General features: G+C 63.6%; 23 protein-coding genes. 6 read left to right on the top strand and 17 right to left on the bottom strand.

Annotated elements, in window-relative coordinates:
• Positions 1-27: 27 nt before the first annotated feature.
• The 7 genes from SC1_RS03415 to SC1_RS03385 form a co-directional block, all read right to left on the bottom strand.
• Positions 28-762, bottom strand: coding sequence for a peptidase (locus SC1_RS03415; RefSeq protein WP_062177591.1), 735 nt, complete (start codon positions 760-762; stop codon positions 28-30).
• 46 nt (positions 763-808) lie between these two features.
• Positions 809-1,612: a transglutaminase family protein gene (locus SC1_RS03410; protein WP_062177588.1), complete on the bottom strand. Its 804-nt coding sequence runs from the start codon at positions 1,610-1,612 to the stop codon at positions 809-811.
• 2 nt (positions 1,613-1,614) lie between these two features.
• Complete coding sequence (locus SC1_RS03405; RefSeq protein ID WP_062177586.1) at positions 1,615-2,559, bottom strand: alpha-E domain-containing protein; 945 nt, start codon at positions 2,557-2,559, stop codon at positions 1,615-1,617.
• The gene (locus SC1_RS03400) at positions 2,559-3,956 is read right to left on the bottom strand and encodes a circularly permuted type 2 ATP-grasp protein (protein WP_062177583.1); all 1,398 of its coding nucleotides are present in this window, start codon (positions 3,954-3,956) and stop codon (positions 2,559-2,561) included. Before SC1_RS03400 ends, SC1_RS03405 begins: the two co-directional genes overlap by 1 nt.
• A 304-nt stretch (positions 3,957-4,260) precedes the next feature.
• Positions 4,261-6,996 (bottom strand): preprotein translocase subunit SecA, encoded by a 2,736-nt coding sequence (gene secA / locus SC1_RS03395; RefSeq protein ID WP_062177580.1) that lies wholly within the window; start codon positions 6,994-6,996, stop codon positions 4,261-4,263.
• A gap of 108 nt (positions 6,997-7,104) precedes the next feature.
• Complete coding sequence (locus SC1_RS03390) at positions 7,105-7,371, bottom strand: hypothetical protein (protein WP_062177577.1); 267 nt, start codon at positions 7,369-7,371, stop codon at positions 7,105-7,107.
• 277 nt (positions 7,372-7,648) lie between these two features.
• On the bottom strand, positions 7,649-8,164 hold the full coding sequence (locus tag SC1_RS03385) for a hypothetical protein (RefSeq protein WP_062177574.1): 516 nt from the start codon (positions 8,162-8,164) through the stop codon (positions 7,649-7,651).
• 109 nt (positions 8,165-8,273) lie between these two features.
• On the opposite strand from SC1_RS03385, the gene SC1_RS03380 reads away from it, so the two are divergent.
• The gene (locus tag SC1_RS03380; RefSeq protein ID WP_062177571.1) at positions 8,274-9,077 is read left to right on the top strand and encodes an SDR family oxidoreductase; all 804 of its coding nucleotides are present in this window, start codon (positions 8,274-8,276) and stop codon (positions 9,075-9,077) included.
• Positions 9,078-9,561: 484 nt separating this feature from the next.
• Here SC1_RS03380 and SC1_RS03375 read toward each other — a convergent pair whose 3' ends face one another.
• Positions 9,562-10,284, bottom strand: a complete 723-nt coding sequence (locus SC1_RS03375; protein WP_062177570.1) for a head GIN domain-containing protein — start codon at positions 10,282-10,284, stop codon at positions 9,562-9,564.
• Between the two features lie 43 nt (positions 10,285-10,327).
• A complete protein-coding gene (locus SC1_RS03370) occupies positions 10,328-11,077 on the bottom strand; it encodes a head GIN domain-containing protein (RefSeq protein ID WP_062177567.1) in 750 nt (249 codons plus the stop codon).
• Between the two features lie 120 nt (positions 11,078-11,197).
• Between SC1_RS03370 and SC1_RS03365 the strand changes: the two genes are divergently transcribed.
• The 5 genes from SC1_RS03365 to SC1_RS03345 all read left to right on the top strand — a co-directional run bounded on the left by SC1_RS03365 (position 11,198) and on the right by SC1_RS03345 (position 16,050).
• Positions 11,198-11,674, top strand: coding sequence for a GreA/GreB family elongation factor (locus tag SC1_RS03365; protein WP_062177564.1), 477 nt, complete (start codon positions 11,198-11,200; stop codon positions 11,672-11,674).
• Positions 11,671-11,850, top strand: coding sequence for a hypothetical protein (locus tag SC1_RS03360; RefSeq protein ID WP_062177561.1), 180 nt, complete (start codon positions 11,671-11,673; stop codon positions 11,848-11,850). Before SC1_RS03365 ends, SC1_RS03360 begins: the two co-directional genes overlap by 4 nt.
• 7 nt (positions 11,851-11,857) lie before the next feature.
• Positions 11,858-13,036, top strand: a complete 1,179-nt coding sequence (locus SC1_RS03355) for an NAD(P)/FAD-dependent oxidoreductase (protein ID WP_062177558.1) — start codon at positions 11,858-11,860, stop codon at positions 13,034-13,036.
• A gap of 67 nt (positions 13,037-13,103) precedes the next feature.
• Positions 13,104-14,963 carry a DEAD/DEAH box helicase gene (locus SC1_RS03350; protein ID WP_062177555.1) on the top strand — a complete coding sequence of 620 codons (1,860 nt, stop codon included), beginning with the start codon at positions 13,104-13,106 and terminating at the stop codon, positions 14,961-14,963.
• A gap of 100 nt (positions 14,964-15,063) precedes the next feature.
• Entirely contained in the window at positions 15,064-16,050 is a 987-nt protein-coding gene (locus SC1_RS03345) for a quinone oxidoreductase (protein ID WP_062177552.1), read from the top strand.
• A gap of 24 nt (positions 16,051-16,074) precedes the next feature.
• Here the strand turns inward: SC1_RS03345 and fghA are convergent, their stop codons facing one another.
• The 8 genes from fghA to SC1_RS03305 form a co-directional block, all read right to left on the bottom strand.
• Positions 16,075-16,923 (bottom strand): S-formylglutathione hydrolase, encoded by an 849-nt coding sequence (fghA, locus tag SC1_RS03340; protein WP_062177549.1) that lies wholly within the window; start codon positions 16,921-16,923, stop codon positions 16,075-16,077.
• Positions 16,920-17,423 carry a prolyl-tRNA synthetase associated domain-containing protein gene (locus tag SC1_RS03335; protein WP_062177547.1) on the bottom strand — a complete coding sequence of 168 codons (504 nt, stop codon included), beginning with the start codon at positions 17,421-17,423 and terminating at the stop codon, positions 16,920-16,922. Before SC1_RS03335 ends, fghA begins: the two co-directional genes overlap by 4 nt.
• A 9-nt stretch (positions 17,424-17,432) precedes the next feature.
• Positions 17,433-17,813, bottom strand: a complete 381-nt coding sequence (locus SC1_RS03330) for a VOC family protein (RefSeq protein WP_062177544.1) — start codon at positions 17,811-17,813, stop codon at positions 17,433-17,435.
• 56 nt (positions 17,814-17,869) lie between these two features.
• Positions 17,870-18,730 (bottom strand): formyltetrahydrofolate deformylase, encoded by an 861-nt coding sequence (purU, locus tag SC1_RS03325; RefSeq protein WP_062177541.1) that lies wholly within the window; start codon positions 18,728-18,730, stop codon positions 17,870-17,872.
• Between the two features lie 123 nt (positions 18,731-18,853).
• Positions 18,854-19,966 (bottom strand): S-(hydroxymethyl)glutathione dehydrogenase/class III alcohol dehydrogenase, encoded by a 1,113-nt coding sequence (locus SC1_RS03320; RefSeq protein WP_062177538.1) that lies wholly within the window; start codon positions 19,964-19,966, stop codon positions 18,854-18,856.
• Between the two features lie 114 nt (positions 19,967-20,080).
• The gene (locus SC1_RS03315; RefSeq protein ID WP_062177536.1) at positions 20,081-20,410 is read right to left on the bottom strand and encodes an SMR family transporter; all 330 of its coding nucleotides are present in this window, start codon (positions 20,408-20,410) and stop codon (positions 20,081-20,083) included.
• A 342-nt stretch (positions 20,411-20,752) separates the two neighbouring features.
• A complete protein-coding gene (locus SC1_RS03310) occupies positions 20,753-22,132 on the bottom strand; it encodes an L-serine ammonia-lyase (protein WP_062177533.1) in 1,380 nt (459 codons plus the stop codon).
• A 232-nt stretch (positions 22,133-22,364) separates the two neighbouring features.
• Complete coding sequence (locus SC1_RS03305) at positions 22,365-22,979, bottom strand: superoxide dismutase (protein ID WP_062177530.1); 615 nt, start codon at positions 22,977-22,979, stop codon at positions 22,365-22,367.
• Positions 22,980-23,141 lie beyond the last annotated feature (162 nt).

Below are 23,141 nucleotides of genomic sequence, written 5' to 3'. Positions count from 1 at the left end.
AACGAAAGGGACGGTGGCCGAAGGTGATCAGAAATGAAAGTCGGGAAGCTCCGCGAGCGCAATCCCCAACGCCTCGGCCCAGCCGTCGGCGACGCTTTCGAAATAGGGATCGTTGCGCTCGAACCGGCGCTCGCGCACGGTCGAGAAATCGTCGCGCTCATGCACTTTCAGGTCGATGGGCAGATCGACGCCGGCATTGGCGCGGATCGTCGAATCGAACGAGACGCAAAGCAGCTTCACCGCATCCTCGAACGACATCGCCGGATCGTACGACCGCACGATGATCGGCCGGCCATATTTCGTCTCACCGATCTGGAAGAAGGGATTGTCTTCGCCCGCCTCGATGAAATTGCCTTCGGGATAGATCAGGAACAGCCGCGGTTCCGATCCCTTGATCTGCCCGCCCACGATCAGCGAGGCCCGGAACAGTGAATCCGCCGCAGATTGGCCCTCGTCATTGTGGCGCATCACGATGTGGCGCAGCGTTTCGCCGATGATCGTCGCAACCGCGAACATCGACGGCGCGGCCAGGATCGAGGGATGACGTTCCTCGGGCGCCTTGGTGCGCTCGTCGAGCAGGCTTACCACTGCCTGCGTCGTCGCCAGATTGCCCGCCGACATCAATGTTATCACGCGCTCGCCGGGCACGTGCCAGCTACGCATTTTGCGGACCTGCGAGATGTCGTCGACACCCGCGTTGGTGCGGGTGTCCGACATGAACACCAGCCCCTTGTTCAAACGCATGCCAACGCAATAAGTCATCGAATCCTGTTTTCCCCGCCCGGAAAGTCCTGATCGTCCCGCCCGCTTATTGCTGGACCTGCAATTGGACAACCAGATTTTCTTGCGCTGCACCATAGCGCATGCCGCGAACCGGGGCGGCGTCGCGATAATCGAGGCCGGTCGCGACACGAATATAGCGCTGGTCGGGTGAGTGGCCGTTGCTCACGTCGAAACCGATCCAGCCTATATGCTCGAAATACGCCTCGGCCCAGCCGTGGGTTGCATCCTGATCCGTCCGGTCGTTCATCATCAGATAGCCGGAGACGTAGCGTGCCGGATGCCCGAGGTGACGCATCGCGGCGATAAAGATATGCGCATGATCCTGACACACGCCGCCCTCGCCGGCGAGCGCCTGCTCGGCGGTCGTCTCGGCATCGGTGACGCCGATCCGGTAGGGAAGCTTCGCCAGGGTCAGCGCCGAAAGCGCATGTGCGCGTTCGATCTCGTTCGCAAAATCGCGGCCGAGCTCGGCGGTCAGCGAACGCACTGCGCGCCCCGCGCGCGTCAGCGGCGTCGGACGGAGGAAGGTCCAGAGCGGCATTGCGCCGCGATGCGGCCCGATCACCCCGTCCCACGTCACCAGTTCGACCTCGCCGGTGCAGCGAATGAGCAGTTCCGGCGCGCCGCTATGGACCGAGACGAGGTCGACGCCATTGCCATGATGATCGGTGTAGTGAAGCTGCTGAGTCCCGCCCTCGATCTCGATCGACCAATTGTGGATCAGTTGCTGCCCCGGGCGCTCCTTCGGCGTCAGCTTCAATTGCTGGAGCGCATATGCGACATGGCCGTCGAAATTATAGTGCGTGCTATGTTCGACACGAAGACGCATGCTCACTCCACGAACCGGTAGTCGCGCTCGATCTGCCGCGCGAGCACGGCATTGGCGCGGAGAAAATCGGTGATGAATTCGTGCAAGCCGCCATCGAAGATCGACTGGATGGGCCGCGATAGCCGGTCGCGGCAGATCGACATTCCCATTCGCACCGCCTCGGTCTCCTCCCCATAAGTGCGTTCGAGCAGGCCGAGGTTGTCGTTCATCTGATCGCAGCAGAAAGCGAGGCTGCGCGGCATCTGTTTATAGAGGATCAGGAATTCGGCAATCTTGAGCGCGCTGATCTCCGCCCCGTAAAGCCAGTGATAGGCGCGGTGCGCTGAAACCGATCGCAGGATCGTTTCCCACTGCACATTGTCGATCGAGCTACCGATATGTGCAACCGATGGCAGCAGCAGATAATATTTGACGTCGAGGATGCGCGCGGTGTTGTCGGCGCGTTCCAGAAAGGTGCCGAGCCGCGCGAAATTATAGCCGTCGTTGCGCAGCATCGTGCCCGAAAAGGCACCGATCACCTGCGCGCTCTGCTGGCGGATCGACGCGAGCACGTCAGGCAGATCATCCTCGCGAACCTGCCGTTTGAGCAGCGCGCCCAGCGTCATCCAGCTTGTGTTGACCGCCTCCCACACCTCACGCGTGAGATACGTCCGCGCGGTGCGCGCATTGTCGCGCGCGCGTTTGACGACGGACAATATGCTCGACGGGTTGGCGGGGTCGCGCAGCAGGAAATCGACGACGCGCTGCGACGTATAGTCCTCGCCGTGCGCCTGCCGAAACGTGAGATCCTGTCCCGCGGTGACGAGCACCGATCGCCATTCGGACCGCGCGGTGCTCGATCGCGTGAGAGCGATACGGAAACCCGCATCGATCAACCGCGCATTATTCTCGCTCCGTTCGAGGTAGCGCGCCATCCAATAGAGGCTTCCTGCGGTTTTCCCGAGCATCAGTCTTCCAATACCCAGGTGTCTTTGGTCCCGCCGCCCTGGCTGCTGTTCACCACCAGCGATCCCTTGCTCATCGCGACGCGCGTCAACCCGCCGGGCGTGATCCGGATCCTCTGCGGCGACATCAGCACGAAAGGTCGTAAATCCACGTGCCGCGGCGCCAAGCCCGCCTTGGTAAAGATTGGTACGGTCGACAGCGACAGCGTCGGCTGCGCGATATAATTGCGCGGGTTCGCTTCAAGCTTCGCGCGGAAGGCGGCGATCTCCTTCTTGCTCGCGGCGGGGCCGACGAGCATGCCATAGCCACCCGACCCATGGACTTCCTTCACGACCAGTTCGGGCAACCGGTCGAGCACCTCGCGCAGATGTTCGGGCTCGCTGCAGCGCCAAGTCGGCACATTGGGAAGCAGCGCCTTCTCTCCCGTATAGAATTCGATGATGTCGGGCATGTAGCTATAGAGCGCCTTGTCGTCGGCGATCCCCGTCCCCGGCGCATTCGCGATCGTAATCCCGCCGGCGCGATAGACGTCCCAGATCCCCGGCACGCCGAGCACCGAGTCCGGGCGGAAATTGAGCGGGTCGAGGAAATCATCGTCGACGCGGCGATAAAGGACGTCGATCGGCGTATAGCCCTGCGTCGTCCGCATCGCCACGCGGCCGTCGACGACACGCAGATCATGACCCTCGACCAGTTCGGCACCCATCTGATCGGCAAGGAAGCTGTGCTCGAAATAGGCGCTGTTGTGGATACCCGGCGTCAGCACCGCGACCGTCGGCGTTCCACCACACGCCGGCGGCGCGCAGGCGGCGAGCGACTTCAACAGGTTTAGCGGATAATCGCTGACCTCTCGCACCGAAATCTTCGCGAACAGCTCGGGAAACATCTGGAGCATCGTCTCGCGATTTTCGAGCATGTAGGAGACGCCCGACGGCGTGCGCGCATTGTCCTCGAGCACATAGAATTCGTCGGCGCCGGTGCGCACGATATCGATGCCGCTGATGTGCGTATAAACGCCGCCCGGCGGATCCATCCCCATCATCATCGGCAGGAAGGCTTCGTTGCGCGAGATCAGCTCGACGGGAACACGCCCGGCGCGCAATATTTCCTGCCGGTGATAGATGTCGTGGAGGAAGGCATTGAGCGCGCGCACGCGCTGCTCGATACCGCGCGACAGGCGGCGCCACTCGCTCGCCGAGATGATGCGCGGAACGACGTCGAAGGGGATCAGCCGCTCGTCGGCCTCATCCTCGCCATAGACGTTGAAGGTGATGCCCGTGGTCCGAAAAAATGCTTCGGCCTGCTGCGCCTTGCGCTGGATGCGCGCCGCATCCTCGCGCCCGAACCAGTCCGAATAGTCGCGATAGGGCGAGCGGACTTCACCGCCCTGCCCCGTCATTTCATCGAAAAAGGAGATGCCCCGACCCTTTCCACGCTGCACGCCACCGTCGGGCCGCACGCGGGGAGCGGCCCCCTATGTTCCTGCCTGCTGCGCTGCTTGTCTGGCTACGCGGCCGCCAAGCTTGTGAGACGGATGCTAATCGCGCCCGCACACCTTGGCAAGCGGACTCGTCGCGCCGATTGATACGGCAACTTCAAGAGCTTGCGAGATGGGCTGTCGCCCCCGCGAAGGCCGGGGGCGCCGGAAGCCTTTCGCTCGGCCGATAGCGGCCCCCGCCTTCGCGGGGGCGACGACTATCGGGTCAGATCGCCCCGTGGCAATGTTTGTATTTGCGCCCCGAACCGCACGGACATGGCGCGTTGCGGCTGATCTCCAGCTCGGCGTAGGGATTTTCGCCCTCGGGCAGATCGGGCTTCGGCACCTGCATCGGCGGGAGCGTATTCGCGATCACGCCGAGCGTACCCGCATCGATGTCGGCGCTGTTATCCTCGCCCGTGAACGGGTCGATGTGCGTCGTCAGGAAATCGGGCAGGTCGGGCAGCGGCATCGCCTCGGGCTCTTCGAAGCGAAGGTCGATGCGCGCAACGGTCCGCGTCACATCCTCGCGGATATTCTGCAGCATGCGTTCGAACAGGGCAAAGGCTTCCTGCTTATATTCGTTGATCGGCTGCTTCTGCGCATAGGCGCGCAGGAACACGACCTGACGCAGCGCGTCGAGCGTCGAGAGATGCTCTTTCCAATGGTGATCCAGCGTCTGGAGCAGGATCGACTTCTCAATCCCCTTCCACGTTTCGGCATCGACCAGGCCGGCCTTTTCGGCGGCGACCGCGTCGGCCGCCTGCTGAATGCGCTCCTCGAACATTTCGGCGTCGACCGCATCTTCCTGCATCCAGTCGTCGATCGGCGGCGAAAGGTCGAGGATGTTCGCCGTGCGCTCCTTCATCGCCTCGACGTCCCATTGCTCGGGATAGCTGCCCGGGGGGCACGCGTCGGCGACGATTGCATTGACCGTTTCCGCGCGCATTGCGGTCATGACCTCATCGACGGTCTCGCTGTCGATGATCTCGCCGCGCTGTTCATAGATGACCTTGCGCTGGTCGTTCATGACGTTGTCATATTCGACGACCTGCTTGCGGATGTCGTAGTTGCGCGCCTCGACCTTTTTCTGGGCGGTCTCGATCGCCTTCGACAACCATTTCGATCCGATCGCCTCGCCATCCTCCAGATTCTTGTTCATCATCTTGGAAAACAGCGTGTCGGGGCCGAAGATGCGCAGCAGGTCATCGTCGAGGCAGAGGTAGAATTTCGACAGGCCGGGGTCGCCCTGGCGTCCCGAACGGCCGCGCAGCTGGTTGTCGATGCGGCGGCTTTCGTGCCGTTCGGTCGCGAGCACGAACAGCCCGCCGGCGGCCTTCACCGCTTCGCGCTCGGCAGCGACTTCGGCCTGGATACGCGCGACCGCGGCGTCGCGCTCGGGGCCTTCGGGCAGGTCCTTGAGCTCGTCGTCGATGCGGAATTCTTCGTTGCCGCCGAGTTTGATGTCGGTGCCGCGGCCCGCCATGTTCGTCGCGATCGTCACCGCACCGGTGCGCCCCGCCTGAGCGACGATATGCGCTTCGCTTTCGTGGAAACGCGCGTTGAGCACGCTGTGCGGCACATTTTCCTTTTCGAGGAACGACGACAGCAGCTCGGATTTCTCGATCGACACGGTGCCGACGAGCACCGGCTGGCCGCGCTCGTTCGCCTCGCGGATCGTCTTTGCGATCGCGCCGAACTTGTCGGTGATATTCTTGTAGAATTCATCCTCGTCGTCGATACGCGCGATCGGACGGTTGGTCGGGATGTTGACGACGTTCATCTTATAGATGTCGAAGAATTCGGCCGCCTCGGTCGCCGCGGTGCCCGTCATGCCCGAAAGCTTCGGATACATGCGGAAATAATTCTGGAAAGTGATCGAGGCGAGCGTCTGGTTCTCGGGCTCGATCTGCACGCCTTCCTTCGCCTCGACCGCCTGGTGCAGGCCATCGGACCAACGGCGCCCATCCATCATGCGGCCGGTGAATTCGTCGATGATGACAACCTTGCCGTCCTTGACGATATAGTCGGTATCGATCCGGAACATCTGGATCGCCTTCAGCGCCTGGTTGACGTGATGGACGACCTGCGTGTTCTCGATATCGTAGAGGTTGCTGCCCTGCAGCAGCCCCGCGGCTTCGAGCAGGCGCTCGACATGCTCGGTGCCGTCTTCGGTCAGGCTGATCGACTTGGACTTTTCGTCCTTCTCATAATCATCCTCGGTCAGGCCCAGCACGACCTCGTTGACGCGGATATACAGCTCGGACTTGTCGTCCGTCGGGCCCGAAATGATCAGCGGGGTCCGCGCTTCGTCGATCAGGATCGAATCGACCTCGTCGACGATGCCGAAATTGAAGGTGCGGTGGACCATCTGCTGACGGTCGAACTTCATATTGTCGCGGAGGTAATCGAAGCCGAGTTCGTTGTTCGTCGCATAGGTGATGTCGCTGTTATAGGCGTCGCGGCGCTGCATCTCGTTGAGGTTCGGGACGATGATCCCTGTCGTCAGGCCAAGGAAGCCGTAAACCGTGCCCATCCATTCGGCGTCGCGGCGAGCGAGATAGTCGTTGACGGTCACGACATGGACGCCCTTGCCTTCCAGCGCGTTCAGATAGCAGGGCAGGGTCGCCATCAGCGTCTTCCCTTCACCCGTCGCCATCTCGGCGATCTCGCCGCGATGAAGGACGATGCCGCCGACCATCTGCACATCGAAATGGCGCATGCCGAGCGTGCGGACCGCGGCCTCACGCACCGTCGCAAAGGCTTCGGGCAGGATGTCGTCGAGCGTCTCGCCGGCTTCGAGCCGGTCGCGAAATTTCTGCGTCTGTGCCTGCAGCCCGGCGTCGTCGAGCGCCTGCATTGCGGGCTCGAAAGCGTTGATCTTGTCGACGATCTTGCGGATCGAGTTGACGTAGCGATCGTTGGACGAGCCGAAAAGACTCTTGGCAAGGCCAGCAAACATGGGATTTTCCTCGGAATTTGAATGAGTGGGCGGCGCTGTTGCCGCGCGAATGTACGAAAAAGGGCCCGTCGCGGGGCGGCGCCTCAAGAAAGGCGCGGGAACGGCGCGCTATTCCAGCGCGCGGTCGCTGCCGGTGAGAATGCCGGGAAGATGCGGCGGCGCCACCTTGCGCGGTTTTCCGGTTCCGCTGGAAACGCGCCGCGTCGGCGCCGTGGTCGTCGGACGACGTTCGGTATCGCTTGCCTCAGCCTTGCCTGCCGTCTCGGCAAACAGGACCAACGCCCCCATTGCCGCCGGCATGGCAGGCGCGGCAACGGCCCGGTCGGCGGAAGCCAGGCCGGTCAACAATGCCAAAAGGGTCAGCAACAGCCGCAAGAATCGCCCCTAACTACGTCGGAGCCCCAATTATTGCGCCCCGTTCCCTGAACATAGGGTGAAAGCGTCGCCGCGTCTAGGGGCGCCGATTGTCGGCTTGGGGTGGCAATTGCCTCAGCCCCATTCCACTTTCGTCATCCCGGGCTTGATCCGGATCCCGCTTCTTTGCCGATCGATCGGCTTCAGCATCAAGCGGGACCCCGGATAAGGTCCGGGGCGACGAGGATGATAGGTGCGGCTCCCGATCGAAAACGGCTCCCCGGTTCCGTTGCCGCCCTCAACCCAATTGCGGGTTCATCCCCTTGACCTCGATAAGGAAACTCTTCGGCTTTTTGAACAATTTGCTCTTGCGATCGACCTTCAACCCAACAACCTCGGCAAGTTCCATCACGAAATGGACGCAATTGCGTTTGTTCAAACTGTAACTCGGCTGCTCGCGGTCTCGCCATTCGGCGACCTTCGCCATCACCCGCGCATAGGTCGCATCGTCGACCGACACATCGAACTGCCGGTCGCTCTTGGCGATATAATCGGCCTTGGACGATTCCACCTTTCCCTTCACCGATCCCAGAAGAATCGCGGGACTGACCGAAACCGCGGTGAAGCCATAGTTGGTGTCGACAACCTCACCCGTCGCGTCGAGCGTGCCCTTCACCACGATGAAGGCGTGCGGGAAACGGTCGCCGAAATCATGGCTGTAAAAGCTTACGACCACTTCGGCCCGCGCCGGGACGGCGAGGCTCGCGCACAGCATCAGCAACGACAGGAAGATCAAGCGGAGGGCGCGGGTCATCCGCGCCCTCTTAGCGAGCGGTACTTCGCCTTGCCAAGCCGCGATTGCCGCTTGACGGAAACGTCAACTTGGCATCTTGTCACGCTGACATCAATGTAAGGAGGGTGCTGTGGCACGGAAGGCGATTTTCATCACCGGGGGCGGATCGGGCATCGGCCGCGCCGTCGCGCGTCATTTCGCCGGGCAGGGCTGGTTCGTCGGCATCGCCGACGTCAACCGCGCCGGAATCGATGAAACCGCCGCGCTGCTTCCCGAGGGGGCATCATCGCGCCATGTCATGGATGTACGCGACCGCGATCAGTGGAAGGCCGCGCTCGCCGAGTTTGAGAAGGCCGGCGGCGGCCGCCTCGATGTGCTGTTCAACAACGCCGGCATCGGGTCGGGAGGCCAGTATATGGACATGGCGCCGGAGGAGGCCGACCGATTGATCGCGATCAATTTCGGCGGCGTCGTCAACGGCATCTATATGGCGCTTCCGCTGCTCCGCGCGACGCCAGGGTCGACGATCCTCAACACCGGATCGGCGTCGGGCTTTTACGGCGTCGCAGGGCTCGCAGTCTATTCGGCGACCAAATTCGCGGTGCGCGGTCTGACCGAGGCACTCGAAATCGAGTTCGCCAAACACGATATCAAGGTGCGCTCGCTGATGCCGGGCTTCATCGACACACCCTTGCTCGACCAGGTCAGCGCCGACAGCAACGAACCCGCGCGCACCCGCCTGTCGGACAGCGGCTTCGAAATCGTCCCTGTCGAACGCGTCGCCGAGGCCGCTTGGGAAGCGGTGCACGGGACCAGCGTCCACACCACCGTCGGCAAGATGGCAAAGCGGCTGTCACGCCTCGCGCGCTGGTTCCCCGGATTGATCGTCCGCCAGTCGAAAAAGATCGACGGGCTGGGCGCGGCGGGACACTAAACCGGACGAATGCCTCGGGAACGGCGGGAACGGGGTGGCGAACGGACGTTACCCTCTTTGGGCATCGCCCGGCTGGCTCTGGGATCGGAACGGCGCAAGGGCCGCGCAATATTCCAAAGTTCAGGAAAGTTCAGCCCTATGAGCGCCCCGATTTGCAAGTCGCGGACTGCTGGATGTGCGCGGCATGTCCGATCATGGTCGCACCCATAAGCCAGGCAGCGACCGCTTTTTTGTTCACCGAATGAAAGAGCCGGATGAAGGCTCGCACGGCCAGATAATGTAGGAAAGACCTAATTGAAGGCGATGTCTTTTTTAGGGTGGTGAGCAGACATCCCGTCACCCTCTTCCGTCATCCCGGGCTTGACCCGGGATCCCGCTTTTTGACGCACTCACTGGTTTCGACCTCAAGCGGGACCCCGGGTCAAGCCCGGGGTGACGACGAAAGATAGGTCCGTAACCGGGCGAAACCGTACGTCGAGCGAGCCTATTTCCCCGGCCCGCAGGTCACCGACCCACTGCCGATATTGCGCACCGTACAGACCGGCTTGCCGAGCACGACAGTCTTGCCGATCCCGCGCGCGGTGACCGTGGCGCTTTTGACCGCGCGCAGGATATGGTCGCCTGCGCCCTCGCTGTCGCTGATCAGCTCGTCGACCGTCAGCGCGCCGGCATCAACCGAGCCGGCGCCGGACAGCGTCATCTGTGCATTTTTGGCGGCGCCCGCGAGGATCATCGTACCATTGCCGATCATCCCGACCTGAAGCCGGTCGGTGATAATCTGTCCTACCGTCAGCCTTCCCGGGCCGCGCAGACCGACCATCGCGCGCTGTCCCTTCAATCTGTCGATCTGGAGCGACCCCGCCCCGGCAAGCGTTGCCGCACGCAGGTTCGCGGCATTGATGCGTACGACCACCGGCCCGCGTGGGCCGCGGCGCTTTTCATCGCCCGCAAACTGGCGCTCGCTGATCACCAGCTTGCCATCGCGCGCTTCGACGTTCAGCCGGTCGAGCGCGTCCTGCGGTCCGGTCGCGACGGCGCTGACGGGGGCGCGGTTCACCACCTCGACCGTCACATCGGCGCTGACGTCGATCGTCTCGAAGCTGGTGAGGCCATAGCGCTTTTCAGCCGCCGATGCCGGGCCGGAGAGAAGCAGCGCAGTTGCCGCGAGCGCGGCTCCGCGCAGGATGTCGGACGATAAGCTGGTCATGATGCTGCCCTACCCTTTTCGGCCGGGCAGCACCATAGCCGCATCAGTTGCAGGTCGCGGTGCCCGACCCCATCGTGCGCGTCGAGCATTTGCCGCCACCGCCGATCGTCGCGTCGCCCGATCCGAGAATCGCGATATCGGCGCTGCTGCTCGCTTTCGCGTCGACGTCACCCGATCCGGTGATCGATACGTCGAGCGTCGTCGCTGAAAGCGCCCCCGCGTCGATGCTGCCCGATCCCGTCACATCGAAATCGCCCGATCCGATCGTGCCGCCGCCGACTTCGATGTCGCCCGATCCCGAAACGGTGATTTTTGCGCTCTTGCCGTTCAGGGTCGCGACTTTCAGGTCGCCCGATCCGGTGACGACCGCCTCGACCGCATCGCCGTCCACAGTGTCCGCGTCGATCTCGCCCGACCCGGTCAGGCGTACCGCGCGCAGCGCAGGCATGGTGATCGCGATCTCGACATCGTCGTCGCTGCTGCCGAAACTGAAGCCCGAATTCTTGCGCCCGATCGACAACATGTCGCCGTCCAGCTTGATCTCGAGTTCGTCGATCACGCCCTTCGGCCCCTTCGCGGTGATCGAGAAGGCCGCGCCGCGGCGGATGGTAACATCGTCGGGGCCGGCCACCTTCACACCGGTAAAATCTTTGAGATCATAGCTCTGCGTGGTCAACGGTCCGGCCTCGACCGTGCGCTTGCCATTCTTGCTGTCGCTCGTCACCTCGGCGCTGCACGCCGTGACGGTCATCGCAAGAGCCAGCGGCAAAACCGTCATCGTCCAGTTACGCATCGATAATCTCCTTCGTGTATTGCGCATCTAACACACTGAGGTTGCGCCTGTCCAGCCCGCGCGCCATCTTGTCGCCACCTTCATGGGCCAGGGGCGGCCCTTCAATCAGGAATAGAGACGATGAGCGTAGCATTTCGCCGCGAAAGCGACGACGAACATAAGGAACCCGAGTTCGAACTGCCGATCCCGGTCGGCGCGAACCTTGTGACGCCGCGCGGTGCACGCCTGCTCGGCGAAGAGGTCGTGCGTCTCGAAAGCGAGATTGCGGCAGCGGCGGATGAGGACGCGCGCAAGAAGTTGCAGCGCCGCCTCCGCTATTTCCACACCCGGCAAGCGACCGCCGAGGTGCAGGCGCCACCCGAGGTCGGCAGCGTCGGCATCGGAAGCCGTGTAACGTACCGGCTGAACCAGGCCGAAAAGACGATCACGATCGTGGGCGGCGACGAGGCCGACCCGGCGCGCGGCCATATCGCCTTTTCCGCCCCGCTCGCCCGCGCGCTGATGGGCGCAGAGGCTGGTGAGAGCGTCGAATATCAGGACCGTCAGGATGCCATCGCAATCCTCGCAGCCGAGCCCGATCCGGAGACGCAGGCATGAAAGACAAGTTCGAACGCCACAAGCAGCCGTGGACCCCGGCCGAAATCGACAAGCTCCACACGCTCGCCAAAAAGGGCATGGCGCTGAAGGCCATCGCCAAGGCGCTGACGCGCAGCGAGGAATCGGTGAAGGTCCGCGCCAAAGCCGACGGCCTGTCGATCGCAAAGCTGCACTGACGATCCGATGACCACGGTCAATTATGACGCCATCGTGCTGGGTGCCGGCGCGGCCGGATTGATGTGCGCCGCGGTCGCGGGACAGCGCGGGCGGCGCGTGCTGCTGCTCGACCATGCCGACCAGGTGGGAAAGAAAATCCTGATATCGGGTGGCGGACGTTGCAACTTCACCAACATCCACACCGCCCCCGACCGCTATATTTCGGCAAACCCGCATTTCGCCAAGTCGGCGCTCGCGCGCTACACCGCTGCCGATTTCATCGCGCTCGTCGATCGCTATGGCATCGCGCATCACGAAAAAACGCTTGGCCAGCTCTTCTGCGACGGTTCGGCGAAACAGATCGTCGCGATGCTGCTCGACGAATGCGCCAAGGGCGGCGTCGACGTCCGCTGCGGCGAAGCTATCGGCCAAATATCCCATAGCGATGCGACGTTCCGCGGCACTTTCGGCAACTTCCACTTCGCCGCCCCAAGCCTTGTCATCGCAACCGGCGGCCCGTCGATCCCCAAGATGGGCGCGACCGGCCTCGCCTATGACCTCGCCCGCCAGTTCGGCCTGAAGGTCGTGGAGCCGCGCCCTGCGCTCGTCCCGCTCACGCTCGGCGGCGATGATGTCCTGTTCCGCGAACTTTCGGGAATCGCGGCTCCCGTCGAAGCCCGCGCGGGCAAAATGGCGTTCCGCGAGGCGGCATTGTTCACCCATCGCGGCCTGTCGGGTCCCGCGATCCTGCAAGTGAGCAGCTATTGGCGCCATGGCGAGCCCGTGACGATCGACCTATTGCCCGACGCCCCGCGTGGCTGGCTGCTCGACGCGAAACGCACCCGGCCCCGCACCACTCTGCGCGCCACGCTCGGTGCGCTTCTCCCCGACCGCCTCGCCGAAACCCTCGCCGAACGCCTCGCGCTTCCCGGCGAACTCGGCGCCCAGACCGACCGCAAGCTCGCCGATGCAGAGGCGCAACTCGCGGGCTGGATTTTCCGTCCGAACGGCACCGAAGGCTTCGCCAAAGCCGAGGTCACGGTGGGCGGAATCTCGACTGCAAACCTATCCTCGCAAACAATGATGGCCAAAACCGTCCCGAACCTCTATGCGGTCGGCGAAGCCGTAGATGTCACAGGGTGGTTAGGCGGCTATAATTTTCAATGGGCCTGGGCCAGCGGACACGCTGCCGGACAGGTGATTTAAGCCCATTGAGCCCCTTTTCCGTCGGCCCGTCACCGCACCGGTGACTGCCCATATTATTGAGATAAAAATGCCTTTCGAAAATCTTTCTCCCGTCCTTTCGGACGCCCTTGTCGCGCGCGGCTATGAAGCGCTCACCCCCGTCCAGACGCAAGTCACCGAGGGCGAAGCCAAGGGCCGCGACCTGCTCGTCTCGGCGCAGACCGGGTCGGGCAAGACCGTCGCCTTCGGCCTCGCGATGGCCGACGAGCTGATCGAGGACGGCCGGCTGCCGTTCGCAACCTCGCCGCTCGCGCTGATCGTCGCGCCGACGCGCGAACTCGCGCTGCAGGTCAGCCGCGAACTCGGCTGGCTCTATGCCAAGGCCGGCGCGCGCATCGCGACCTGCGTCGGCGGTATGGACGCCAGCAAGGAACGCCGTGCGCTCGGCCAGGGCGTGCAGATCGTCGTCGGCACCCCCGGCCGCCTCCGCGACCATCTGGAACGCGGCGCGCTCGACCTCACCGCGCTGCGGGTCGCCGTGCTCGACGAAGCAGACGAAATGCTCGACATGGGTTTTCGCGATGACCTTGAGGAGATCCTCGACGGCACCCCCGCGACGCGCCGCACGCTTCTTTTCTCGGCGACGCTGCCGAAGCCGATCGTCCAGCTCGCCAAGCGTTACCAGCAAGATGCGCTGCGCATCTCCACCGTCGGTGAAGACCGCGGCCATGGGGACATCGCCTATCAGGCGGTAACCGTCGCCCCCGCCGACATCGAAGGCGCGGTCGTCAACCTGCTCCGTCTGCACGACGCCGAAACCGCGATGCTGTTCTGCGCGACGCGCGACAATGTGCGCCGCCTCCACGCCAGCCTGGTGGAGCGCGGTTTCGCCGCGGTCGCGCTGTCGGGCGAACATAGCCAGAATGAGCGCAACGCGGCGCTGCAAGCCCTTCGCGACCGCCGCGCCAAGGTTTGCGTCGCGACCGACGTCGCCGCGCGCGGCATCGATCTGCCGACGCTCAGCCTTGTCATCCACGTCGAAATCCCGCGCGACGCCGAAGCGCTTCAGCACCGTTCGGGCCGCACCGGCCGCGCGGGCAAAAAGGGCACCGCGGTCATCATCGTCCCCTATCCGCGCCGCCGCCGCGTCGACGGCATGCTGCGCGGTGCACGCATCAACGCCGAATGGATGGATGCCCCCACCGCCGCCGACGTGCGCAAGCGCGATCAGGAACGGCTGATGGAAAAGCTGCTCACGCCCGTCGAGCATGAGCCCGAGGATATCGAACTCGCGCAGCGCCTGATGGCCGAGCGCACGCCCGAAGACATTGCCGCGTCGCTCGTCCAGGCGCACCGCGCGCTGATGCCGCCGCCCGAGGACCTGCTCGACAACAGCCCGCGCGGCCGCGACGCCGCCGGCCGCCCCGAGCGCGGCGAGCGCTTCGAACGCCCCGAGCGTGGCGGCGACCGCCGCGACGGATTCGAGGATAGCGTCTGGTTCCGCCTCAACATCGGCCGCCACCAGAATGCCGATCCGCGCTGGATCCTGCCTTTGCTCTGCCGCCGCGGCCATGTGAGCAAGAACGAGATCGGCGCGATCCGCATCGGTCCCAAGGAAACGATGTTCAACATTCCGCGCGCGATCGCCGATCGCTTTGCCGAGGCTGTGGTACGCAGCGCCAACGAGGATGGCGAGGACGACAGCGGCGTTTCGATCACCCCCGCGCCCGACGGTCCGACCTACCCGCCGCGCCGCGATAAGGGCGGCCATGGCGGCCCGCGCGACGCCGCTCCGCGCAGCACGCTCGGCCGGGCGCCGGGCGGTGATCGTGGGTTCGGCGATCGTTCGGGCCCGCGCGGCCCGCGTGGCCCCGGTGGCCCAGGCGGCAACGAACGCTACAAGCCCAAGCCCTACGGCCAGCGCAGCCCGCGTCGCCCGTCGAAGTAAGCGATAAACCCCTCCCCCGACGGGGAGGGGCTTTCACCGCTCCGCCCTTGCGCTCTATGTTCCGGCCCACCAGATGGACCGGACAGCAGGAGCGCGCGACATGAAAGCGATCGAAGCCTTTATCGAAAGCCAGGGCGGACCCGAGGTCATCGACTGGCGCGAGGTCACGCTCGGCGATCCCGGCCCCGGACAGGTGCTGCTGCGCCAGACCGCGGTCGGGCTCAACTATATCGACACCTATCACCGTGACGGAACCTATCCTGTCGAGCTTCCCGGTGGCCTCGGCGTCGAAGCTGCGGGCGAAGTCATCGCGGTCGGCCCCGACGTCCACGGCCTCCAGCCCGGCGACCGCGTCGCAACCTTTGGGCCGCAGCGCAACGCATATAGCTCGGCCCGCCTCGTCCCTGCAGCGTCGCTGTTCAAACTGCCGCCGGCTATCGACGACGACACCGCCGCCGCCGCACTGCTCAAGGCCTGCACGGTCGAGGCGCTGGTCGAACGCTGCGCAAAGGTCGAGGCAGGGACAAGCGTGCTCGTTCACGCAGCCGCCGGCGGAGTTGGACTGATCCTCGTCCAGTGGCTGAAGGCGATTGGCGCGACCGTTATCGGCACCGTCAGCACCGAAGCCAAGGAACATGCCGCGCGCGAAGCGGGCGCCGACCATGTCATCCGCTACAAGCAGGACGATGTCGCGGCACATGTCCGCGAAATCACCGACGGTCAGGGTGTCCCCGTCACCTTCGACGGGATCGGTATGGCGAGCTGGGCGACTTCGCTAAAAGCAACTGCGCGGCGCGGGCTGATCGTCAGCTATGGCAATGCCGGCGGCCCCGTGGCTGGCGTAAACCTCGGCATTCTTGCCCAGCACGGGTCGCAGTTCGTGACGCGCCCGACGCTGTTCGACTATTATCTTCATCCCGGCGAGCGGGCTGCGGGCGCAGCACGGGTATTCGAGATGATAGAAAGCGGCGCGGTGAAGATCACCGTCGGCCAGCGCTACTCGCTTCAAGATGCGGCGCGCGCGCACGCCGACCTGGAAGCCGGACGGACGACGGGTTCGACCTTGCTGATCCCGGAACATTCCTAACCGTCGCCCTCACGGGGGCGACGTTTACGCCTTCAACCGCTCCGCGTGCCAGGCGACATGCTCGGCCATGAAGGTCGAGATGAAATAATAGCTGTGGTCATACCCCGGCTGCATGCGGATTTCGGCCTTCTGACCGGCGCGTTCGCATGCTGCGACCAGCAATTCGGTCTTGAGCTGTTCGACAAGGAAATTGTCGGCGTCGCCCTGATCGACGAGCAGGTCGGGCACGCGAAGCCCCTGATCGAGTAGCGCGCACGCATCATAGGCGTGCCAATCCTCGCGGTCGTCGCCGAGATAACCCCCGAGCGCCTTCTCCCCCCACGGGCACTGCGACGGCGCGACGATCGGCGAAAAGGCCGAGACCGAGCGAAAGCGATCCTGGTTGCGAAGGCCGATGGTCAGCGCGCCATGCCCGCCCATCGAATGACCCGTGATCGCCTGCCGCGTCAGATCCGCGCTCGCAAAGTTGCGCAGCACGAGCGACGGCAGTTCATCCTCGATGTACGAGCGCATCCGATAGTTTGTCGCCCATGGCTCGGCGGTCGCGTCGACATAGAATCCGGCACCCAGACCGAAATCATAGGCCGTATCGGGATCGTCGGGAACGCCCTCGCCGCGCGGGCTGGTGTCAGGCGCAATGAAAATCACGCCATGCTCGGCGCAAGCGGCCCGATATTCGCCTTTCTCCATCACATTGGCATGGGTGCAGGTCAGTCCCGACAGATACCAGAGCACCGGCAGCCGCACGCCATGTTCGTGATCGGGGACAAAGACCGCGAAGGTCATGTCGGTACCGGTCGTCGTGCTCGAATGTTTGTACACGCCCTGCGTGCCGCCATGACTGCGGACGGTGGAGAGGGTTTCGAGGCTCATACAGGCTCCTGAACGGGGATGGACGCGACGACGGGCTGATGCCCCCAATGACGCAAGAGGTCGAGGATCTTTGCGCCCGGCAAGCCGAGTGTCGCGGTGTTGCGGAGCGGATGGACATTGACGGTTCCAGCCCTCGCGAGCCCCTCGTCAAGCACCACCGTGATGCTGCCCGGCGCGGCGTTGATCGCAGCGAGCGGGGTTACCGACCCCGGCGTGATGCCAAGCAGCCGCTCCATGTCTTCGGCCTTGCCAAAGCTCACGCGCTTGCTGCCGATCGCCGCGGGCAGCGCCTTCAAGTCGACGCGCGCTTCGCCCGGAACGGTGACGAGCCAATAGGCGCCACCATTGTCCTTCAGGAACAGGTTTTTCGTGTGGGCGCCCGGAATCGCGGCATTCACGCCGTCACTCTCGGCGACGGTGAACACCGCGACATGTTCATAGGCGGCGAAGGAGATACCAAGCGCATCCAGATCGGTCAGCAATCCCGCTTCGCCGCGCATGACAGGTCCTCAGACGACGCGGTGAAGCGCGCAGAGCTTGTTGCCCGACGGATCGCGGAGATACGCAAGATAGAGCTGGCCGAAACCACCCTCGCGCACACCCGGCGGGTCTTCGATCGAGGTGCCGCCGTTGGCGACGCCCGCATCGTGCCAGGCCTTCGCCTGCTCCGGACCTTCCATCGCAAAGCCGATCGTGCAGCCATTGCCCGCGGTCGCCGGTTCGCCGTCGATCGGCGGCCCGACAAGGAACAAGCCGCCATTGTGCATATAGATCAAACGGCCCTTGTCGTCCTGGATCGCGGGCTTGCCGCCGATCGCCTGAAAGGTCGCGTCATAGAATTTCCGTGCTGCGTCGATGTCATTCGCACCGACCATATTGTGACTGTACATTGGCTTCCGCTCCTCCTGATTATGGTTGCGATTCGGGACTTATCTTGCCCCCTTGGCTAACGGAAGACCACCGTCTTGCGCCCATCGATCAAAACGCGCTGTTCGGCGACCCATCGCACCGCGCGCGCCAGCACCTGCGCTTCGGTATCGCGGCCGATGCGGATCAGTTCGTCGACCGAATCGCGATGATCGACACGTTCGACCGCCTGTTCGATGATCGGCCCCTCATCGAGGTCGCTTGTCACGAAATGCGCGGTCGCACCGATCAGCTTCACGCCACGCTCCTGCGCGCGGTGATAGGGTTTGGCGCCCTTGAAGCCCGGCAGGAAGCTATGATGGATATTGATGCAGCGCCCCGACAGCTTTGCCGACAGGTCCTGCGACAACACCTGCATATAGCGCGCAAGCACTAGATACTCCGCCCCGCCGCGCGCCATGATATCGAGGATCGCGGCTTCCTGTTCGGCGCGGTTCGCGTCACTGACGGGCAAGTAATGGAAAGGTACGCCGTGCCATTCGCTCAGCCGCCGCTGCGCCTCATGGTTCGACACGACCCCGACGATGTCGATCGCAAGATTGCCGGTCGACCAACGGTGAAGCAGGTCGTTGAGGCAATGGCTGCCTTGCGACACCGCGATCACGAAGCGCGGCTTGGCGGCGCGATCACTGATCCGCGCGTCCATCGCAAAGCGGGTGACGATCGGTGCGAAGGCGTCCTCCACCCCGGCCAGTCCGTCGGGAAAGCTCGGCCCCGCCCCGCGAAACTCGACACGCATGAAGAAGCGCCCCGAATCCAGGTCCGCATATTGCTGGCTGTCGAGAATGAAGCCGTCGCGTGTCGCGAGCAGGCCCGTCACCGCGGCAACGATGCCCACCGCGTCGACGCAACTGAACGTCAGGACATAGGGTCCGGTCAAACGCTTCCTCCCACAATTTCGTCATTGCGAGCGTAGCGAGGAAATCCAGGGCGGTTTACGCACACTCTGGATTGCTTCGCTATGCCCGCAATGACGACGCGGATAGGCCGAACGGCGGAAAGGTCAATAAACGACCACGCTGCGGATGCTCTCGCCCGCATGCATCAGGTCGAAGCCCTTGTTGATCTCTTCCAGCCCCATGACGTGAGTGATCATCGGGTCGATCTCGATCTTGCCGGTCATATACATGTCGACGATCTTCGGCACGTCGGTGCGGCCCTTGGCACCGCCGAATGCGGTGCCGCGCCAGTTGCGCCCGGTGACAAGCTGGAACGGCCGCGTTGCGATTTCCTTGCCCGCTTCGGCGACGCCGATGATGATCGAGGTGCCCCAGCCGCGGTGGCAGGCTTCGAGCGCGGTGCGCATCACATCGGTATTGCCCGTCGCGTCAAAGGTGTAATCGGCGCCGCCGTCGGTCATCTGCACGATCGTTGCGACGACATCCTCGCGGCTCATACCCTTTGAGTTGAGGAATTCGGTCATGCCGAACTTGCGGCCCCATTCCTCGCGGTCGGGGTTGATGTCGACGCCGATGATCTTGTTGGCTCCCGCAAGGCGCGCGCCTTGGATCACGTTGAGCCCGATGCCGCCGAGCCCGAAGATGACGACATTGTCGCCGACCTGGACCTTCGCAGTGTTGATTACGGCGCCGACGCCGGTGGTCACGCCGCAACCGATATAGCAGCTCGACTGGAACGGCGCATCCTCGCGGATTTTCGCGACCGCGATCTCGGGCAGCACGGTGAAGTTCGAGAAGGTCGAGCAGCCCATATAATGGAAGATCGGCTGCCCCTTGTAGCTGAAGCGCGTCGTGCCGTCAGGCATCAACCCCTTGCCCTGCGTCGCGCGGATCGCGGTGCAGAGGTTGGTCTTGCCCGACAGGCAGCTTTTGCACTGGCGGCATTCGGGGGTGTAGAGCGGGATCACATGGTCGCCCGGCTTCACGCTGGTGACGCCCGCGCCGACTTCGCGCACGATGCCCGCGCCTTCATGCCCCAGCACGCTCGGAAAAATGCCCTCGCTGTCGAAGCCGTCGAGCGTATAGGCATCGGTGTGGCAGATGCCCGTCGCCATGATCTCGACCAGCACCTCGCCCGCCTTGGGGACTTCGAGATCGAGTTCGACGATTTCGAGCGGCTTCTTCGCTTCGAACGCAACGGCGGCGCGGGTCTTCATGGGGCTGTCTCCTTCTCGCTCGTCCCAATCAGGCAAACGCCGCAGCAATGCAAGCCACCAGCGATTGCATAGCTATGACAACGCTATCATCGTTTCTCTAGGGCGGCGTTGCGACTAGTGCGCGGCTGCCTTCGAAAACAGGTTCATCACGACCACGCCCGAGATGATCAACCCCATCCCGATCATCGCGGGGGCATCGAGTTTCTGCCCCTGGAAAATCCAGGCAACTGCGGAGATCAGAACGATCCCGACCCCTGACCAGATCGCATAGGCGACGCCTGTCGGAATGGTTTTCAACGTCAACGACAGACAGTAGAACGCGGCGACATAGGCCGTGATCGTGATCAGGCTCGGCACCAGCTTCGTAAAGCCTTCGGACTGCTTCATGAAAGATGTGCCGACGACTTCGGCGACAATGGCAAGTCCAAGAAGAAAATAGTTCATTTCACGCTCCGCTTTGCAGGTGGCCTGAGCGCGTTGCCTCACCGCGTCACACCGAACCCAAGCCAGTTGACGCCGAGGCTGAGAAGAACCCGCAATGCGGGCGCAGGAGCCACCACCCTGCTGCTCTATTTTCGACCGCTCCCATATAGGTGGCCAAGAACCGCGTGTCACGCGTCCGGCCCCGTCACGCCTCGCGGCAAGCATGTCCTGTTCCCCGGCGAAAGCCGGGGCCCACGAGGCGCAGCGCTGTATCTTCTGAGCCCCCGCCTTCGCCGGTGAACGCTCGCTTACTCGCCGGGGATGATCGCCGACCGGGTAAGAAGCCGCGTGAGCAATGTCAGCTCAACACTCGACCACACTAACCGCCAACCCACCTTTCGAGGTTTCCTTATATTTGTCGCGCATGTCACGGCCCGTCTGCAACATGGTGACGATGACCGTGTCGAGGCTGACGACATGCGTGCCATCACCGATCATCGCGATGCGGCTGGCGTCGATCGCCTTGATCGCGCCCATCGCATTGCGCTCGATGCACGGGATTTGCACAAGCCCGCCGATGGGGTCGCAAGTCAGCCCCAGATTATGCTCCATGCCGATTTCGGCGGCATTTTCGACCTGCGCATTGGTGCCGCCGAGCGCCGCGGTCAGACCCGCTGCGGCCATCGAGCAAGCGACGCCGACCTCGCCCTGACAGCCGACTTCGGCGCCCGAGATGCTGGCGTTGCGCTTATAGAGCGCGCCGACCGCGCCGGCGGCGAGCAGGAAGGTGCGCACGCCCTTGTCATCGCCGCGATAGCCGCGGCGGTAGAAGCGGATGACTGCGGGAATGATCCCCGCCGCGCCATTGGTCGGCGCGGTGACGACCTTGCCGCCCGCGGCATTTTCCTCGTTCACCGCCATCGCCCACAGATTGATCCAGTCCATCATCGCGAGCGGATCGGTCAGATTCTGTTCGTGGCGATTGCGGATGTCGGCGGCGATCTGCGGCGCGCGGCGCTTGACCTTCAATCCGCCGGGCAGAATGCCCGTGCTGCAACAGCCCGCTTCGATCGACGCGTCCATCGCGCCCGCGATCGCATCGAGCCCAGCCTCAACCTCTTCGAGGCTGCGATGCGCGAGCTCGTTCTCGAGCATCATCTCGGCAAAGCTCTTGCCCGATGCCGCACCCATCTCGAGCAGGTCGGCACCCGAGGTGAACGCGAAAGGCAGTTCGACCTCATCCTCGGCGCCGCGGCTGTTGCGCCCCGCTTCATCCTCGTCGACGACGAAACCGCCGCCGATCGAGAAATACATGCGCTTGGCGAGAATCTCGCCTTCGCTGTCGCGCGCGGTGAAGCTGACGGCATTGCTGTGAAAGGGCTGGCGCTGGCGCATCTGGAAATGCAGGTCGCGCGCGGGCTGAAAGCGCGCGCGCTGGCGCCCGAGCAGATAAAGGAAACCTTCGCTCTCGGCGCGATCCCAATGCGCCTTGATCGCGGCGAGGCTGGTCGAAGCCGGGATTTCGCCGGCAAGTCCCGCGACGATGGCAGTGTCGGCGGCGTGGCCTTTGCCCGTCAGCGCCAGCGAGCCATAAAGGTCGGCTTCGACATGCGCGGATTTGGTCAGCAAATCCTGCTCGTCGAGCCAGACCGTGAAGCGCCGCGCGGCGACCATCGGGCCCACTGTATGCGAGCTGGAGGGGCCAACACCGATTTTGAAAAGTTCGAAAAGGCTGATCGTCATGGCGGCCCTATAGGAGAAGCGCCAGCGTCGGGATAGGCCCGGACGGGCCAAAAATCCCTTCCCCCTTGATGGGGGAAGGATACGGCAGCCTTGCCGCAAAGCGGCTAGGCGGAGTTGGATGGGGGTGATGGTGCGACCTTATACTACGCCAAGACCGCACCCCCACCGCTGCGGCTAGCCAGCAAGCTGGCAAGCCTCGCTGCCTCCCCCATCAAGGGGGAGGGATGGCGAATTACGCCGGGTAGGTCCAGGTCGTGTCGCGCGCCAAATTCTCTGCGGCGAAATCCCAGTTGAGCAGTTCGTCGACGACCGCGTCGACATAGGCCGGGCGCAGATTCTTGCGGTCGATATAATAGGCATGTTCCCACACATCGATCACGAGCAGCGGCTTGATGCCCGCGACCAGCTCGGTGCCTGCGTCGTGCGTGTCGGTAACCGACAGCTTGCCGTCGCGCGAGACGAGCCATGCCCAGCCCGAAGCGAAATGGTTGACCGCGGTTTCCTTGAGCTTCTTTTTCAGGTCGTCGAGCGAACCGAAATCGCGTTCGATCGCGGCGAGCAAGTCACCCTTGGGTTCGGTCTTGGTCGGCGACAGGCTTTCCCAATAAAAAGCGTGGTTCCATGCCTGTGCGGCATTGTTGAACAGGCCCTTGTTCCCCGAGCCTTCGGCGTGATGGACGATTTCTTCGAGCGGCTTCGACGCCAGTTCGGTGCCCTCGATCGCGGCGTTGGTCTTGTCGACATAGGCCTTGTGATGCTTGCCATGATGCGTCGCCAGCGTGTCGGCCGAAATATGCGGCTCCAGCGCGTCCTGAGCGTAAGGAAGGGGAGGATGGGCGATAGTCATGGCAGTCTCCATTTTATTATCGAGGGGTTTGCGGCCTTAAACTCGGTATCGAGGCCGCGGGTTGCAACCCTGTGACGAGGAAATATTAGGCACCTTGTCCGTCATTGCGAGCGTAGCGAAGCAATCCAGAGCGGCTTGTGCCTACTCTGGACCGCCGCGTCG

Source organism: Sphingopyxis sp. C-1, from assembly GCF_001047015.1.
Classification (GTDB): domain Bacteria; phylum Pseudomonadota; class Alphaproteobacteria; order Sphingomonadales; family Sphingomonadaceae; genus Sphingopyxis.
Note: the sequence above shows the minus strand (reverse complement) of the source record. Positions and strands in the feature narration are given on the sequence as shown.